Origin of the sequence: Myroides phaeus (genome assembly GCF_900099675.1) — a bacterium.
Taxonomy (GTDB): domain Bacteria; phylum Bacteroidota; class Bacteroidia; order Flavobacteriales; family Flavobacteriaceae; genus Flavobacterium; species Flavobacterium phaeum.
On sequence record NZ_FNDQ01000009.1, the window covers coordinates 102,615 to 120,613 of the forward strand.

Annotated in this window: 17 protein-coding genes; 12 read left to right on the forward strand and 5 right to left on the reverse strand. The window is 32.4% G+C overall.

Going from position 1 to position 17,999, the window contains the following annotated elements:
• Positions 1-61: 61 nt before the first annotated feature.
• Positions 62-769, reverse strand: coding sequence for an SCO family protein (locus tag BLT46_RS06470; RefSeq protein WP_090407973.1), 708 nt, complete (start codon positions 767-769; stop codon positions 62-64).
• Between the two features lie 161 nt (positions 770-930).
• Between BLT46_RS06470 and BLT46_RS06475 the strand changes: the two genes are divergently transcribed.
• Positions 931-2,997, forward strand: a complete 2,067-nt coding sequence (locus tag BLT46_RS06475) for a M13 family metallopeptidase (protein ID WP_090407976.1) — start codon at positions 931-933, stop codon at positions 2,995-2,997.
• 131 nt (positions 2,998-3,128) lie between these two features.
• On the opposite strand, the gene BLT46_RS06480 is transcribed toward BLT46_RS06475, so the two are convergent.
• Positions 3,129-4,703 (reverse strand): S41 family peptidase, encoded by a 1,575-nt coding sequence (locus BLT46_RS06480; RefSeq protein ID WP_090407979.1) that lies wholly within the window; start codon positions 4,701-4,703, stop codon positions 3,129-3,131.
• A gap of 13 nt (positions 4,704-4,716) precedes the next feature.
• Positions 4,717-5,145 (reverse strand): deoxycytidylate deaminase, encoded by a 429-nt coding sequence (locus BLT46_RS06485; RefSeq protein WP_090407982.1) that lies wholly within the window; start codon positions 5,143-5,145, stop codon positions 4,717-4,719.
• Between the two features lie 287 nt (positions 5,146-5,432).
• Here BLT46_RS06485 and BLT46_RS06490 point away from each other — a divergent pair, with 287 nt between their 5' ends.
• Positions 5,433-5,864 carry a tellurite resistance TerB family protein gene (locus BLT46_RS06490; RefSeq protein WP_090407985.1) on the forward strand — a complete coding sequence of 144 codons (432 nt, stop codon included), beginning with the start codon at positions 5,433-5,435 and terminating at the stop codon, positions 5,862-5,864.
• Between the two features lie 417 nt (positions 5,865-6,281).
• On the opposite strand, the gene fbp is transcribed toward BLT46_RS06490, so the two are convergent.
• Positions 6,282-7,286 (reverse strand): class 1 fructose-bisphosphatase, encoded by a 1,005-nt coding sequence (fbp, locus tag BLT46_RS06495; RefSeq protein WP_090407988.1) that lies wholly within the window; start codon positions 7,284-7,286, stop codon positions 6,282-6,284.
• A 96-nt stretch (positions 7,287-7,382) separates the two neighbouring features.
• Here fbp and BLT46_RS06500 point away from each other — a divergent pair, with 96 nt between their 5' ends.
• Together BLT46_RS06500 and BLT46_RS06505 are read left to right on the forward strand one after the other, a co-directional pair.
• Complete coding sequence (locus tag BLT46_RS06500; protein ID WP_090408032.1) at positions 7,383-7,859, forward strand: GNAT family N-acetyltransferase; 477 nt, start codon at positions 7,383-7,385, stop codon at positions 7,857-7,859.
• On the forward strand, positions 7,856-9,109 hold the full coding sequence (locus tag BLT46_RS06505) for an aspartate kinase (RefSeq protein WP_090407991.1): 1,254 nt from the start codon (positions 7,856-7,858) through the stop codon (positions 9,107-9,109). The genes BLT46_RS06500 and BLT46_RS06505 overlap by 4 nt, the downstream gene beginning before the upstream one ends.
• 29 nt (positions 9,110-9,138) lie before the next feature.
• Here BLT46_RS06505 and BLT46_RS06510 read toward each other — a convergent pair whose 3' ends face one another.
• Positions 9,139-10,041, reverse strand: a complete 903-nt coding sequence (locus BLT46_RS06510) for a DUF3592 domain-containing protein (protein WP_090407994.1) — start codon at positions 10,039-10,041, stop codon at positions 9,139-9,141.
• Positions 10,042-10,324: 283 nt separating this feature from the next.
• Between BLT46_RS06510 and BLT46_RS06515 the strand changes: the two genes are divergently transcribed.
• The 8 genes from BLT46_RS06515 (at position 10,325) to metG (ending at position 17,885) form a co-directional block, all read left to right on the forward strand.
• On the forward strand, positions 10,325-11,344 hold the full coding sequence (locus BLT46_RS06515) for a toxin-antitoxin system YwqK family antitoxin (protein ID WP_090407997.1): 1,020 nt from the start codon (positions 10,325-10,327) through the stop codon (positions 11,342-11,344).
• A gap of 222 nt (positions 11,345-11,566) precedes the next feature.
• Positions 11,567-11,785, forward strand: coding sequence for a hypothetical protein (locus BLT46_RS06520; protein WP_090408000.1), 219 nt, complete (start codon positions 11,567-11,569; stop codon positions 11,783-11,785).
• Between the two features lie 245 nt (positions 11,786-12,030).
• The gene (locus BLT46_RS06525; protein WP_090408003.1) at positions 12,031-12,597 is read left to right on the forward strand and encodes a 2'-5' RNA ligase family protein; all 567 of its coding nucleotides are present in this window, start codon (positions 12,031-12,033) and stop codon (positions 12,595-12,597) included.
• 112 nt (positions 12,598-12,709) lie between these two features.
• A complete protein-coding gene (locus tag BLT46_RS06530; RefSeq protein WP_090408005.1) occupies positions 12,710-14,143 on the forward strand; it encodes a DUF5074 domain-containing protein in 1,434 nt (477 codons plus the stop codon).
• 137 nt (positions 14,144-14,280) lie between these two features.
• Positions 14,281-14,847 carry a hypothetical protein gene (locus tag BLT46_RS06535; RefSeq protein ID WP_090408008.1) on the forward strand — a complete coding sequence of 189 codons (567 nt, stop codon included), beginning with the start codon at positions 14,281-14,283 and terminating at the stop codon, positions 14,845-14,847.
• A gap of 3 nt (positions 14,848-14,850) precedes the next feature.
• The gene (locus BLT46_RS06540) at positions 14,851-15,354 is read left to right on the forward strand and encodes a cytochrome d ubiquinol oxidase subunit II (RefSeq protein WP_245722957.1); all 504 of its coding nucleotides are present in this window, start codon (positions 14,851-14,853) and stop codon (positions 15,352-15,354) included.
• A 48-nt stretch (positions 15,355-15,402) separates the two neighbouring features.
• Positions 15,403-15,648: a hypothetical protein gene (locus BLT46_RS06545; protein ID WP_090408011.1), complete on the forward strand. Its 246-nt coding sequence runs from the start codon at positions 15,403-15,405 to the stop codon at positions 15,646-15,648.
• A gap of 176 nt (positions 15,649-15,824) precedes the next feature.
• On the forward strand, positions 15,825-17,885 hold the full coding sequence (metG, locus tag BLT46_RS06550; protein ID WP_090408015.1) for a methionine--tRNA ligase: 2,061 nt from the start codon (positions 15,825-15,827) through the stop codon (positions 17,883-17,885).
• The last annotated feature ends 114 nt before the right edge of the window (positions 17,886-17,999 follow it).

The window sequence follows — 17,999 nt, forward strand, 5'->3', positions numbered from 1 at the left end:
TAAACACAAGATTTCTTATTATTTAAACTACTATTACCTTTATTATTACCTCTTAACAAGGTTATTTTTTACTCTTTTCGTGCTTGTATAACCATTGGATATCTTCCCACAAATCTTGCATATTTTTAGCCTCTTCATCCTTCGTGTCTAAGTTTGTTCCATCATAGAACCCTCTAATACGACCACTTCCATCAACTAAAATAAAGTTCTCTGTATGCACCATATCGTACATCTCTTCAGGAGAACCTGTCTTCACTGCTAAGTAAGAATTTCTTGCAATATAATAGATATCTCTCTTATCTCCTGTTACTAAATTCCAAATATTATCATCTACCCCTTTGTGAAGAGCGTACTCTTTCAACACTGGAACACTATCAATATCTGGAGTTACAGTATGAGAAAGTAACTTAACACCTGGTAAATCTTTAATCTTATCTTGTAACCACACCATATTATCTCCCATAATAGGACAAATAGTAGGACAAGTAGTAAAAAAGAAATCTGCTACGTAAATATGTCCCTCATAGTCTTTATTAGAAATGGTATCTCCATTTTGATTTACAAACTTAAATGGCGCTATACGGTGTTTCTGTTTATTTGCTTGATGCTGAATCAAACTATCCACCATTTCTGGGTTTACCATTGCTGGAGTATAAACAGGCAATGACTTCCTGTACTTCAATGCATTATAAAACATAATCATTATCCCTGCACACAACAAGAAGAAAAATAAAAAGAAATATCTGTACTTTTTAAAGAACTGTAACATAATTATTTGAGTTTGTGCAAACTTACAAATTCACTTCTAAAAAAAGGTTAAAGACTTTATAAATGCTTCACACTCATTTTACTTTATTAAAAATTATATTAACCAAAGATATTTTCTATTTTTGTTAGCATATCATTAAAAACGAAAATAATCTTAATATTATGAACAAAAAGGTATTATTAACTTCTGCCTTTGCGGTTGTTTCTTTAGTTGCTTGTAAAGACGCTAAAAAAACAGCAGAAGCAGAAGACACGGTAAACCACGGTATTACATTAGAGTATATGGATACTTTAGTAAAGCCAGGTGATGACTTCTTCCGTTATGTAAACGGAACTTGGTTCGACAAGACAGAAATTCCAGCTGACAGAACTCGTTGGGGAAGTTTTGACGAATTAAGACAAAACACAGATAAGGATGCTTTAGCTATTTTAAAAGAAGCTGCACAAAATAAAAAACTTGATCCTAAATCTGACCAAGCAAAAGCTGTTGCAGTTTTTGAGACTTACTTAGATGCTGAAACAAGAAATAAATTAGGGGTTGCTCCTCTTAAACCTTACTTAGATAAAATTAATGCTATTGCTACACCTGCTGATGTAACAAAGTTAATTAATGATTTAGCTGACGAAGGAGGATTAGGATTATACTCTATCTACGTTTATGCGGATGCTAAAAACTCTAACGAAAATGCAGTTTATTTAAGCTTGGGATCTCTTGGTTTACCTGACCGTGATTACTATATCTTAAAAGATAAAGATATGCAAGAAAAACGCGAGCAATATACAGCTCACGTTGCTCGTATGTTAGAAATGGCTGGAGAGTCTAAAGAAGAAGCTACGGCAGATTCTAAAAGAGTACTTGCTATTGAAACTAAAATGGCTGAGCCTCGTTTAACTCGTGTTGAGCGTAGAGATAGCCGTTTAACTTACAATCCTATGACAATTGCTGATTTACAAAAATTAGCTCCTGTTGTAGATTGGAACGCATACATCACTGCAAACGGATTGAAAAACGTTGATAAAGTAATCGTTTCTCAACCTAAATACATCAAGTCATTAAATGAAATCTTGACTACTAAGAATATTGCTGATGTAAAAGCTTACTTAAAATGGACATTAGTTAATAGCTCTGCAAGTTTATTATCTACTGATATGGAAACTGCAAACTGGGAATTCTACTCAAAAACACTTGAAGGTGCTAAAGAGCAAAGACCAGTTGAAGAAAGAGCTTTAGCTGTTGTTAATAGAACTGTTGGTGAAGCTTTAGGACAATTATATGTTGAGAAGAAATTCCCAGCTGAGGCGAAAGCAAAAGCTCAAGCAATGATTAAAAATGTTTTAACAGCATTTGGTGAGCGCATTAAAGCTTTACCTTGGATGGCTGAAGAAACTAAAAAAGGTGCTTTAGAAAAATTAAGCACAACTACAGTTAAGATTGGTTACCCAGACAAATGGGAAGACTATTCTAAAATGACAATCAAATCTGTAGCTGACGGAGGTAATTACTTCGAAAACATGAAAAATGTTGAGAAATGGGAAGTTGCTAAAAATATGGCAGACTTCGGAAAACCAGTTGACAAATCTCGTTGGGGAATGGCACCACAAACAGTGAATGCTTATTTCAACCCATTATATAACGAAATTGTTTTCCCTGCTGCAATCTTACAACCTCCTTTCTATGACTATAAAGCTGATGAGGCAATTAACTACGGTGGTATTGGTGCTGTAATTGGACACGAAATCTCTCATAGTTTTGACGACTCAGGTGCTCGTTATGACAAAGATGGTAACTTAAACAACTGGTGGACTGACGCTGACTTAGAGCGTTTCACTAAATTAGGTAATGCTTTAGCAGATCAGTACAGTGCATTAGAACCTCTACCAGGTGTATTTGTTGACGGTAAATTTACTTTAGGTGAAAACATCGGTGACTTAGGTGGTGTTAATGCGGCTTATGACGGATTACAACTTTATTTAAAAGAAAATGGAAACCCTGGATTAATCGATGGATTTACACCAGAGCAACGTTTCTTTATTTCTTGGGGTACTATTTGGAGAACTAAAGCTCGTGAAGAAGCTATTAAGAACCAAGTAAAAACTGACCCACACGCTCCTGGTCATTACAGAGCTTATGTGCCTTTACAAAATGTTGATGCTTTCTACGAAGCATTCCAAATTAAAGAAGGTGATAAACTTTATATCAAACCAGAAGAGAGAGTTAAAATTTGGTAATTTAACCTATCTATAAATCTAAAAACGGCTTCAAATATTGAAGCCGTTTTTTTTTACGCTATTATGTCGCTATACTGCACAAAAAAAGCCACCAGAATATGGTGACTTTTCAATGTTTACTTCCTGTATTTTTATTTCTTTTTATCTATCGCAATTATCATTGGATCTGTTTTCATCAGCCAAGTATAATATTCATTTGGTCCATACAACTGATTAATAAACTCCGCTGCCAAATACCTCTTAATCAACTCTTTTTTACTATCAAGTTTAAAGAATAAATTACTCGCCTCTAAATGCTTTATAAAGCCCTTATACACTTTATCACTATTCTGAACGTAGGCAAAAACCTCAGCCTGTTTCATAGAAGTAAACTTATTCCTGTCTTTATCTATTTCACCAAAAACAAAGTAATTAACAATATTTGACCTCATCAACATAATTGTATTTTCTTCTCCGTGCTTTTCTGCAATAGGAACAAATAAATCCGGAACTATTCCTCCTCCACCATATACAATCTTACCCTTTAGCGTTTTAAACTGTAAACTATCCGCTACCTTTATACTATCCGCAGCATAGAGTTCACCGTGCTCATAACGGGATTTAAAGTCGTCATTATAACTTTTTATTCCGTTGCTATACGACTTTTGAATAGAACGCCCAGAAGGTGTATAATAACGAGCTGTAGTCAATCGGATAGCCGAACCATCTCCCAACATTAACTCTCGTTGAACAAGACCTTTTCCAAAGCTACGTCTCCCTACTATTACCCCTCTATCATTATCTTGTATAGCCCCAGCAATAATCTCACTGGCTGAAGCAGAATTCTCATCAATTAAAACATACAAAGGTTTCTCCGTAAAAATACCGTTACCTCTACTTTTATTAACCGTTTCTTGACCTCCTTTATTAATTGTTTTTACAACTACAAGACCTTTATCTAATAGATCATCAAGCATTTTAATTGCCTGATCCATATACCCCCCTCCATTATCTCTCAAGTCTAAAACTAACCCAGAAATATCTGCAGCAACTAATTTTTCTAATGCTACTCTAAATTCATTATAAGTTGTACTTGCAAAGCGGTTTATCTTGATATATCCCTTGCCGTCTTCCAATTTTATAGCAACATCAACACTTTTAATCGGAATCGGTTGTCTGTTCACAACAATATCAAAAGTCTTTCCGGTTGTTTTTCTATAAATAGATAATACAACATCCGTATTCTCAGCTCCTCTCAAAACAGCCGCAATCGTATCTGTACTTATATTTTTACCAAAAAGTGTTATATCATCAGCCTTAAGAATTCTATCCCCAGCTTTTACTCCAGCTTTCATCGCAGGTCCATTTGCAATTTCCTTAATAACCGCAATACTATCTTTATAAAAATAATACTGAACTCCAATACCTACAAAGCTTCCTTTCATAGACTCTGTAACTGATTGCATATCGTTCTTTGCAATATAGATAGAGTGTGGGTCAAGTTGTTCTAATATAGTTGACACTGTTTTATCAACAATAGAATCAGTATTGACATTATCAACATACTCTTGCTCAATAAAATCAAGAAGCCTATTTAATTTCAGCTTATTGTGATTAGTATAAAAACCACTTCTACCCTTTTGAGAGGCAGAAACAACAAACCCTCCTAAGAGAACTCCCAGAGCAAGTGATATTGAAATAATCAGTGGCCAGTAATACTTTTTCATCCTTTTGTTTTAATTAATCTAAATCGGGGATATGAACTACTTCCACCCCTGCTTTTTCCAAAAAGTTAATTCCCTCTACATCTTTATACCCTTCCATATAAACTACTCGTTTTATTCCTGCTTGATGGATAAGTTTACTGCAATCTCTACAAGGAGACATTGTAATATAAAGCGTAGCATCCTGACAACTTTGTGTTGAACTTGCTACTTTTAAAATAGCGTTTGCTTCTGCGTGAAGTACATACCAATGTGTATTTTCATTATCATCTTCACAACAATTTTCAAATCCAGTTGGCGTACCATTATACCCATCAGAAATAATCATTCTGTCTTTTACAATAATTGCTCCTACTTGTTTTCTTTTACAGTAAGATAATTGTCCCCACTCACGTGCAATACGCAAATAAGCCTTGTCGTATTTTGTATTTTTATTTGTATCCATAGAAAGTTGTGCTTGTTTTTAAGACGTAAACAGTCAATAAATAACAAAAATAAACATTCCTTTTGTTATTCAAGGGTTTAGTCAAACTTTAAAAAAACTGAACGTAAAGCTTTATATCCCTTAAAATGCCCTTTTCTTCTCTCTTAAACTTTTCATAATACTATCGTTTAATCAAAAGTTTTTTAGCACAATATCAACTAATTTAGTACATTTAATATAGGTTTTACCTAAAAAAAATACTTTGTAAAAAACTAATCAAAATCTATTAACCTATAAACTATTTAAAAATGGCATACTCAGATTTATTTGACAGTGGATTTAAAGACAGAAACAAAGGCCATTTTGCTTCGATTGTACGTGTTGCATTAGCAAATGGGCACTTCAGTCCGGAAGAAAAAGCCTTTTTAGACGAACTTGCGCATCGTTTAGAGATATCTGTGGAAGAATACAATAACATATTAGCAGACCCAGAGAAATATCCTGTAAATCCACCTTACTTAGAAACACATCGTATCGAAAGATTATACGATTTGGCGAGAATGGTTTATGTAAACCACGTATTAGGACCTAAACAAAAAGAGATATTAAAGAAGTTTGCTGTTGCTCTTGGTTTTACACAAAACATCGACTTATTAGTAGATAAAGCATTATCTCTTTTAGTTTTAAATGTAGATATAGACACATTTATTACAGAAATACACAATCTGAAAAAGAAATAATATTCTTATTACAACGGATAGTTGAAATAAACTATTAGTGTAATACTAACAAACTCGAAAGAGGAAACCTTAAAAAAGGTTTCCTCTTTTTTTATTATTAAAATTTTCAACTTTTTAATTACTTCAAAAAAAATCTTATTACCCGATCGCAAAGCAAACTATACTATGTTTTTTTACTGTTTTATAATGAGTGTTTGTATAGTGTTTGTATAGTGTATCTATACCCGTTGTATACTTTCTATGTAAAAGAATACATTCAATATACATAAACTACACAAATTATATACAAGCATACAAATTAGCATACTAATAATTATCAGATAGGATAAACAGAAGTAAGTTTTGAAACACACAAAAAAATCCATAAAAAAAGGAGCTATTTTACAACAGCTCCTTCTATTTATAATCTAAAAATTCTTATTTCTTCATGAATTCTTCAGCCTTTTCTACCATATTTTTACTTCCACAGAAGAAAGGTACTCTTTGATGTAATTCCGTTGGTTCAACCTCCATAATACGTTGGTAACCATCTGATGCTCTACCACCCGCTTGCTCAACAATGAAAGCAATAGGATTACATTCGTACAACAATCTCAATTTACCTTTTGGTGCTTTCGTGCTTGTTGGATAAATATAAATACCTCCTTTTAAAATATTTCTGTGAATATCAGACACTAAACTTCCGATATATCTTGAAGTATATGGACGATCTTGTTCTTCAGCTTGACAGTATTTTAAGTAATCTTTTACTCCTTGTGGAAAATGTACGTAGTTACCTTCATTAATAGAGTAAATATGTCCATCTTCTTTAATTTTCATATTTGGATGAGATAAGAAGAAAGTTCCGATAGCTGGATTTAATGTAAACCCGTGAACTCCATTTCCTGTAGTATAAACTAACATTGTAGAAGACCCATAAACGATATAACCTGCAGCAACTTGATTGTCTCCTTTTTGTAAGAAATCTTCTTTTGTTACTGGTGTTCCAATTGGCGTAACACGTCTGTAAATAGAGAAAATAGTTCCCACTGATACATTCACGTCAATATTAGAAGATCCATCTAAAGGATCCATAAGAACAACATATTTATTGTCGTTGCTTCCATTTCTACCCTGGATTGATATAAAATCATCCTCTTCTTCAGAAGCAATACCACAAACAATCTCTCTATTGATTAATGTTTGAATAAATACTTCATTGGCAAAAACATCTAATTTTTGTTGTTGCTCGCCTTGAACGTTTTGTTTTCCAAAAGCCCCTACGATATCAACTAATCCTGCTTGGTTCACTTGGTGACTTACGACTTTAGCAGCAAGTCTAAGAGAATTGATTAATCTTGATAACTCACCAGAAGAATATTTAAAATCTTCCTGTTTTTCAATAATAAACTCTCCTAAAGTCTGGTTTCTTTCTGTTGTCATTTTTAAAAATGATTCTTTAGTTGTGTATTTTACACTGCAAATATCGTTAATTTTGTCATTGTATCTATGATATTAACCATTAAATCAACAACACATATGAATATTAGACCGGCAAAAACTGACGATATGTACGATGTGCTTCAATTAATTAAGGAGTTAGCTACTTTTGAGAAGGAGCCAGATGCCGTAGAAATTACGGTTGAGGATTTAATCAGAGATGGGTTTTCCGATACCCCTCTTTTTAATGTAATAGTTGCAGAACACAACCAAAAAATAATTGGAATGGCCTTGTATTACAACCGCTATTCTACGTGGAAAGGAAAAACAATTCACTTAGAAGATCTAATTGTTACTGAAACGATGAGAGGTACAGGAGCAGGATATGCTTTGTATGCCGAAATTATGAACATAGCAAAAAGAGAAGGTGTAAGAAGAGTAGAATGGGTAGTGTTAAACTGGAATGAGGCTGCTATTAATTTCTACAAAAAATCAGGGGCATCTGTATTAGAAGATTGGTACACTGTTCAAATGGATTATAACGGAATAGAAAAATTTAGTAATTCTAAATTATGAGAATATTTAAATTTGGTGGTGCCTCTGTTAGAGACGCAGAAAATGTAAGAAACGTTTGCAAAGTATTGCGAACTGTCGGTTATGAAAATAGCCTTATCGTAGCATCTGCTATGGGTAAAACAACAAATGCCTTAGAGGTTGTTGTACATAATTATTTTCAAAATAGATTTGATTTAGCAGAATCTCTGGATGTTGTAAAAAATTACCACTACCCTATTGTTAATGATTTATTTCCTAACAAAGAGCACGTGATTTATACTAAATTGGAAGAGCTTTTTGAAAATATCACTTACTTTTTACTAAATAATAAATCGCCAAATTACAATTTTGTTTATGACCAAATTGTAAGCTTTGGGGAGGTGATTTCTACAACAATCCTTCATTACTACTTACAAGAAGAACAAATAGTAAACCATTGGATTGATGCGAGAAACTTAGTAAAAACAGATACTGTTTACCGCGATGCTAATGTACATTGGGATATTACTATTGAAAATATTAAAAGAAGTATTAATACCAGCAACTTATATATTACGCAAGGTTTTATTGGGTCTGATTATAACGGATTCTCTACTACTTTAGGCCGTGAAGGCTCAGATTATTCTGCGGCTATTTTTGCATATGCTTTAGATGCTACAAGTGTTACGATATGGAAAGATGTGCCTGGCGTTTTAAATGCTGATCCGAGATATTTTACTGAAACAACTTTGTTAGAGCACATCTCTTATCAAGAGGCTATTGAGCTTGCTTTTTATGGTGCTTCTGTTATCCATCCAAAAACACTGCAACCTCTTAGACAAAAAGAGATTCCGCTTTACGTGAAATCTTTCCTAAATCCTTTATTAGAAGGAACTAATGTTTCTAAAGGTGCGGCACTAACTCCTAATGTTCCTTGCTTTATTGTAAAGAAAAATCAACTGTTGATTTCATTATCTTCTAAAGATTTCTCTTTTATAATGGAACAGAACATTAGTGATATCTTCAAATTGTTTTGCGAATACAATATCAAAGTGAATGTTATTCAAAACTCAGCTATCAGCTTTTCTGTTTGTGTAGAGGATAAATTCAACCACTTTGAAGACTTGAGATTGGTATTAAGCGACAAGTTTAAAGTGAGCTATAATGAAAATGTCTCTTTATACACCATTAGACATTTTGACGACTTATCTGCTCAAAAAGTATTAGGCGATAAAACATTGTTATTAAAACAAGTAAATAGAGAAACAATGCAAATTGTTACGAAAGAATAACTGAAAGGGATACGTTATAGTGTCCCTTTTTATTTCTTTTTCTGAGATGTTCGTTGTTTATATTTTATCTCTTTCCTTTGTAACAAATCATTATCTGTTTTAGTTTCAATTTTTTCAACCACTTCTCCTCTCCAAGTACCTACACCTGTTTTCACCCATTTTATTTCTTTACCAACGACAGACTTTATATAAGCCCAGATACTTAATGTCATCACTAAAGCGAAGAAACCGACAACTAAGTTTACCCAAATAGGCTTTTCTTCTCCATCAAATAAAACGTAAATCAATAACCCGTCAAATAACACCATCAACAAAGGAACAAGCATATTTATACCTACATAAGCCGCTATTTGTTTATAGCGCTTCATAGAATGTCCCATGGCATACATCGTAACTCCAATGAAGAGAAAAATGATAATTGAAAAGAAAAAGATTACCCCTAAAGTCATTGCAATTATTCCAAAAGAAAGGATAGCAATATCAGAACGATCTGCATCAAAATACACTGTTACCTTGTTTCCTATTATCGGTTTTGAACTACTGGAATAATTTAAAGTTTTCTCCATTAACTGACCTTTTGCTGTTGTAAATCGAATGATTGGTGTGTACATCGTAGATGTTCTCCCACTTTCAGAATCATAACTTTCATAAGAGGTATAATCGTAATAAACAGCTTCGTATTTATCTCCTTTTGTGAATGTTCTTGTTTTATCATAAATAGTATCTCCCAATACTAATAACCCAGTTAAGGCAAATGTTGTAATACACCCAACGACTAAAAAAACATAGCCAAATCCAATACAACCAAGGGATGTTCCCTTACTTTGTTTTAATCGTTTACCTATTCGGAAAGTCAGCCACAAACAATATAAAAACCCTAATATTACCGCATATTGGTATGCTGATAATGATAAAATAGAAAGTATGTACATATTGCTAAATATAAGCAATGCTTTCTTATTTTGTTTGATTTAGTTTTCAATAGGTACTTAATTTTGATATATTATTGCACCCCCTACTACTTAGCTATCAATTAATTACAGGTATTTGAGTAAGTAAATATTTTCATTTAATAAAAGAAATTCTAAAATAATGTTTGAAGGACTTCTTTGCTTTACGACAAGGCAAGTAGATTTATCAACTACTGAAAAGTTTGTATAACAACTGATTATCCTAAGTAATTACCTAATTTTGATAGTTTTAAAATAGACAATAATGAAAAAGATATACGCTATTATTTTGCTGTTATTTGTTTCTATTAACTGCAAACCTCAAAATATTGCGATGGATAAACTGCAGAAGAGAAACGGTGTTTTTTATCTTATCAATACGGAAGAAAAATTTAATGGAATTTCATCTGAGTACTATGATAATGGAAGATTAAAATACGAAATAAACTACAAGGATGGAAAACATCACGGGGTCGGGAAATGGTTTTACGAGAATGGTAAATTAAAAGCTGAAGTAAATTCCAAAGAAGGAGAACTTCATAAAATTGGAAAGGAATATCACGAGAATGGAAAACTAAAGATTAAAATAAATTTCCAAGAAGGGAAACCTCAGGGAAGCTCTATAGAATATTATGATAATGGAAAATTAAAAGCTGAAAGAAATTATAAAGATGGTGAACGTGATGGTATTTCTAAAGAGTATTATAGAAATGGTAAATTAAAAGCTGAAGCCAATTACAAAGATGGCGCACGCCACGGGGTTTCTAAAGAGTATTATGAGAATAAACAATTAGAATCGGAAGAGAATTACAAAGATGGAGAACGCCACGGAGTTGCTAAAAAGTATTATACGAATGGCCAATTAGAATCGGAAGAGAATTATAAAGACGGAAAAGAAATTGGTAATTGTAAGTGGTATTATGATAATGGACAATTAAAATCTGAAGTAGATTACAAAGATGGGCAACTGCATGGAGTTTTTAATATGTACTATAAGAACGGGCAATTAGAATCCGAAGAGAATTACATAAACGGAAAACGAAATGAGATATTTAAGAGATATTATGACAATGGACAATTAAAAGCTGAAGAGCACTACAAAGATGGAAATCGCCATGGAAGTGCTAAAGAATATTATGATAATGGACAGTTACATCTTGATAGAAATTACAGAAATGGGGAACTTTATGGAAACTTTAAAGAGTATTATAAGAATGGAAAATTGCGCTTTGAAGAAAATTACAACATCGATGAATATCATATAATCCCAAAAAAAGAAGATTAACTTACGATTTAGAAAAATAGATAATTATTGGTCTTTTCATAGGCTTATAAAGATTATAATCTTTTGACCTCACAATAGGACTCTGATTAAAAGTCATCAGATAGAATTACCTATTTATGAACTATCTTATTAAAGCGATATACTGGTTTAATTACTAATTTAAAACGCTATATCACTTATATTTTGTAACTTAGATAATAACTACATAAAACAACTACAATTATGAAATACGTAAAAGAATTTTCGTCATTAGATTTTGACAACGATGTACTACATGTAACTTTTAATCAACACCAAATTGAACATCCAATGGTTCAAGTTGAAGAGATTATTGATAATTTTGTTTATCAAATTAAGCCATGTAAAATTTTTATTTCAAAGGCTCACAATATTGATATTTACTGCGACGTTCCTTTCAAAGGACGCGTTATCTTGAGATAAGATAACAAAAAAAGGTATCTTAAATTAAGATACCTTTTTTTCCTTTATAACTAACCAAAAAACCGCTAACTCTATTTTCATTTGATTATGAAGCAGCTTTAAAACCTATTACAAAGATACCTCACTCAGTTAGCTCAAAATATGACACTTATCAGCTTGGTTCAAAAAAAACTTTGTTAACTATTTTTTAGGCTTTTTTTCTCAACACGATTTATTTTTTTACTTTTATCCTTAAATAAAATCGTATGCATTCTATTCATAAATATTCTCTGTGCTTTCAGCCCAGTGATCAAATCATTGAGACTGTTAAACAAATGAAGCTAAAGCTTGCTGAAGAAATCGGTTGGTATAATAGCAAAAATTCATTGGCACACTTGACTATTGTTGAATTTCACGCTTCTGAAACTGAAATAAAAAGAGTAAAACTGCAAGTTGAACGATGTTGTAATAGATTTACTCCTACTGGTGTAGTTTTAAACGATTTTGACACCTACCCTAACGGAGCTTTTTTCTTAACTGTTGACACAAATGCAAAGATGATTTTACAAGACTATGTAAAACAGTTACTTGAAACATTACAAATTAAAGTGATAACTAAAAGTTATGACGCTCACTTATCTATAGCGCGTAAATTAGATGCGCAGAAAATAGAAAAAGCATATCAATTATTTGGAAAACAACACTTAGAATTTTTGTGTGATCATATTGCACTTAGAAAATTCAACCTGGAAAGAAGACAGTATGATATAATAGATACGTTTATGTTTCTTTCTCAACCTGATGATCGTCCTATACAAATGGAACTGTTTTAGGGAATACTTCTTTTTTTAAAAAAAATACACCCTCATTTTAAGAACAAAAATTATTGTAATACATTTGAATTAATTCAGTGTATAAAAACAGGATTAACTTAAAAATCAAAAAATGATATTTACTAAGAATGTGCTTTTCCGCTCAATGTCTTTGGGCTTACTTGCTTTAACTTTTGCTTGTAATAGTGATGATAACTCAACTCGAGATGATGAAGGATTTAGAATCATTCCGCCAACGGCAGCTACTCCTTTAATTAAACCAACTGCATTCTACATTGCTAACGAAGATTGGTTTGGACACGATGAAGGTACTGTGAACCAATTAGACTATGCATTACAACCACAGTATAGAATTTATAGAGCAGCTAATTCTGGAAAGAAATTAGGTACAACTTTAGCTTATGCAACAGCTTATGGAGACTATTATTATTTCGTGTCAAAACAAAGAAATCGCTTTGTTGTAACTGATAAGAATTTCAAAGAAGTAAAAACTCTTGAAGATATTAATGGTGATGGACGTGCTTTTGTTGGGGTTTCAGATTCAAAAGGATACATCTCTACTGGAAACGGGATAACTATCTTTGATATTAAAAACCTAAAAACAGCAGGTACAATAGCAGATGTTGCTGGTCAGACTGGAAATATGGTATATGCTGATGGTAAAGTTTATGCAGTTGTTCAAGGAAAAGGACTTGTTATTATTGATACAAAAACAGATGAAGTTAAAATAACATTAGCTGGTAATTATACACAGGTAACGATTGATAGACATGGTGTAATTTGGGCAGGAAAAGAAAAAGAACTTATCCGCATCAACCCAAAAGACTACAATGATATTAAATCTTACGACATTGCTCCATCGAATATACCAGGTACTTGGGGTGCGTGGAATGCTGGTTCATTAACGGCAAGTATGCAAGAGGATGCCTTATATTGGGTTTCTGATGCTGGAGCATGGGGTGGTGGTAACAAAGTTGGTAAATTTGACACTACCACAGGAACGTTAAATACAGAATTCCACCTATTAGGAAATGATGCTGACGGTAATGAACTTACTTTCTATGGAGCTGGTTTACGTGTAGATCCTTTCAATGGAGATATTGTTCTTTTAATCAAAAAAAATGGTTGGGGTCCTAACGGAGGATACAATTGGACAAGAATTTTATCAAATTCAGGTGCTAAAAAAGGAGAAATTTTTATGCAAGGTGGAGAGGCAAATGATAAAAATGGTCATTATTGGTTCCCTTCAATGCCTTTCTTCCAAGATAATAATGCTCCTGAAATATTGCCTAATCAAATTGTACTGAAGCCAAATAAAGAATTCTCTGTTTCTATTGGTGAAGTAATTGTTGATCAAGACTCTCCATTAGGATTAATTGAAAAAACAATTACTAAATTTGATTCTACTTTTGGAACAGCAGTAATTGAAAATGATAAATTGATTTTCAACACAAATGACAAAACAGGAAAATCTTCAATAACTATTCGTGCTAATTCAAACGGAAAAGTTGTTGAAAAAGACATAGAACTTTGGGTTAGAAACTAACCATATTTAAAAAAAGAGGCTACGTAATTGTAGCCTTTTTTAATACTCATAATTTACTACATATCAACACAATAAGTCCTTTCAAAAACTTAATCAAACTAAGAGCTTTTTTTGTATTTTTGATTAAAATTTATATTATGAATTCAAAAAGTTACGTTGCCTTTATTCTTTTATTTCTCGGTCTATTTTTGACGAGTTGTAATGATAAAAATATCAATACTTCAAAAGCGTACTCAACTATTGAAGGCTATTTAAATGAAAAACCTATTTATGAGAGTAATAACTTTCAAATAGGTAAGATGCGACTGAAAACGACAAAAGATAAAGAGCTAATCACTTTTTATAAACAATTGGAAAATGACGGCTATATCTCATTTGAAGAAGAAACTGCTAAAAAGAAATGGTTGTCAAAAGACTCTATTTGGAATGTTACTTTAAAGATGACTGAAAAGTCTCACCCTTTTGTGTTGAGCCAAAAAAATGATAGAGTGAAAGTAAAAACAGTTGTTTATCGCTTAGATAAAAACAGTAATGTACAAATTGAAAATAACGGGAAGAAAACAGCCACTGCTAATGTTATGCTAAACAAAGAGTTTACACCGTTTGCTTTTTTATATAAAGATAAAACTCCGAATACAAAGTTCATCACTAAAAAGTTTAGACTTAAGTATTCAGAAGAAAATGGCTGGAAAGTTACCAATTAGATTATGGCAAAAAAAGTTACATTTCTAATCTTTACGCAATTGCTTTTGTCTTTTGCATCTGCAATGCTTTTTTCTAAAATGTCTTTTGTAGGGCGAGTAAGCATTAGCTTGTTTTACAAAGAATACACAATTTTCAAAACCGTTTGGAAAACAGCTTTAGTGATTTTTGCTATTCAATTGGTGTTGATTTTGATATTAGTCCTTTTTAAAAAATTTTCGTCTAAATGGATATATATCCCTATTGTACTTCTTGCAATTGGTGTTGGTATATATGGTGCCTATTATACATTTCAAGACTTTACTACAACGTCACATAAGCATATGAAAATATACTTTCACGCTGGTGGTTATTTATTTTGGGCTAATTGGCTTATTTCTTGCGTATTCATTATGCTTATAAAAAAACAACAGACAACTGATGTGATAGAATCTATCGATAGTCAGTTTACTATTCCGAAAGCGTCTATAGAGATTATTAAAGAGAGTAATACTTCTACGAATTCATAACCATTCTATTTTGAAAACAGTAATTTTGTGCATTAAGAAATGATAAACATGAAAACAAAAATATTTACTTTACTAACAATCGGAACTGTGTTTATGGCTTCGTGTACTGATAAGAAATCCGAGTCTACAACAAGTACTACTTCTCAAGTGTCAAACAATACTTCTGAACAAACTGATAAAGCTGTAGAAATTCCAATGCATGGAACAAGTGAAAACAGCTCGTCTTCAACAAATCAACGTTTTGAAATGAATGACGATATGAAACAGATGATACAAAACGAGAAGAGCAAATAATTTGCTTCTCCACAGAATTCTATATTAAAAAACAATTCGTTATAATTTCGACTATAAATTATTCTTGTTTACTACACTGTAATCAAGATGATTTAAAATAAATAGATGTATTCCGTTCGTAATGCTTATTTTTGCAGTCTTATTTGAATTGTTTTTTAGAAAACTATAATTGATTTATGATACAAAATCCAAAAAGATACACGCTTACAGCGGCGTTGCCATATACTAATGGTCCTATTCACATTGGACACTTAGCTGGGGTATATGTACCTGCTGATATTTATGCAAGATTTTTACGTTTACAAGGAAAAGACGTAGCTTTTATTTGTGGAAGTGATGAACATGGGGTAGCTATTTCTATGAAAGCGAAAAAAGAAGGTATTACTCCACAACAAGTTATTGATAAATACAACGGAATTATCAAACAATCGTTTGTGGATTTTGGTATTTCTTTTGACAATTACTCAAGAACTTCTTCTTCAATCCATCATCAAACTGCTTCTGAATTTTTCAAAAAGCTTTATAGTGAAGGCAAATTTATTGAAGAAGTTACTGAACAATTATATGATGAACAAGCACAACAGTTTTTGGCAGACCGTTTTGTAACAGGTACTTGTCCAAAATGTGCTAACGAAGAAGCATACGGAGACCAATGTGAAAAATGTGGTACTTCATTAAATGCTACTGATTTAATTAACCCTAAATCGACTATTACAGGCTCTAAACCTATTTTAAAATCAACTAAACACTGGTTTTTACCCCTTGATCAATATGATACATTCTTGCGTGAGTGGATTTTAGATGGTCATAAAAATGACTGGAAACCGAATGTTTATGGTCAGGTTAAATCTTGGTTAGAAGATGGTTTAAAACCACGTGCGGTAACTCGTGACTTGGATTGGGGTATTCCTGTTCCTGTTGAAGGTGCTGATGGAAAAGTTCTTTATGTATGGTTTGATGCTCCAATTGGATATATTTCTTCTACAAAAGAATGGGCAGAAAGAGAAGGAAAAGATTGGGAACCATATTGGAAATCTGATGATACTAAATTAGTGCACTTCATTGGAAAAGATAATATTGTTTTCCACTGTGTTATTTTCCCTGCCATGTTGAAAGCAGAAGGTAGTTATATTCTGCCTGACAACGTTCCTGCAAATGAGTTCTTAAACTTAGAAGGTAATAAGCTTTCTACTTCTAAAAATTGGGCTGTTTGGTTACACGAATATTTAGAAGATTTCCCAGGAAAACAAGATGTTTTACGTTATGCATTGACATCAAATGCTCCTGAAACAAAAGATAACGACTTTACTTGGAAAGATTTTCAAGCAAGAAACAACAATGAGTTAGTTGCTATTTTTGGTAACTTCATCAACCGAGTTGTTGTTTTAACAAATAAATATTACAACGGAATTGTTCCTCATCCAAATGAATTTTCTGATGTTGATATAGCTACTTTACAAGAATTAAGAGCGTACCCAAGTGTTATTGAGAGTTCTGTTGAAAGATACCGCTTTAGAGAAGCATTGTCTGAATTAATGAATGTTGCTCGTCTTGGAAACAAATATCTTGCTGATGAAGAACCTTGGAAGTTGATTAAAGAAAATCCAGAAAGAATAAAAACTCAAATGTATGTAGCTTTACAAATTGCTGCTGCATTAAGTACGCTTGTTGAGCCTTTCTTGCCATTTACTGCTAACAAATTGAAGTCTATCTTAAATATTAGTACTCCTATTTCTTGGAAGTCTATTTCTGAAGATACAGTAATGATTGCAGCAGATCACCAAATTGGACAAGCAGAATTGTTATTCGCTAAGATTGAAGATGAAGAAATTCAAAAACAATTAGACCGCTTAGAAGCTTCTAAAAAAGCTAATGCTGCTGAGAATAAAAAAGTAGAAGAACAAAAAGAAACTGCTACGTTTGAAGACTTCGCTAAATTAGACTTAAGGGTTGGAACTATTCTTGAAGCAGAAAAAATGCCGAAAGCAAACAAACTTTTGGTATTAAAAGTAGATACTGGATTAGATGTTAGAACTATTGTTTCTGGTATTGCTGAACATTTCTCTCCTGAAGAAGTTATTGGGAAAAAGGTTACTGTTCTTGCTAACTTAGCTCCAAGAAAATTAAGAGGCGTTGAAAGTCAAGGTATGATTTTAATGACTGAAGATCCTGATGGAAAATTAGTTTTCGTAAATCCTGATAATGATATTGTGAAAAACGGTTCAACAATAAACTAAATAATGAAAGCGGTTATCTTGGACTGACCCCAAAAAGTTGGACGAAGTTATGCAATCTTTTTAATATAATGAGCTCGGTATTCTACCGGGCTCATTCCATTTAAATTAATGCGA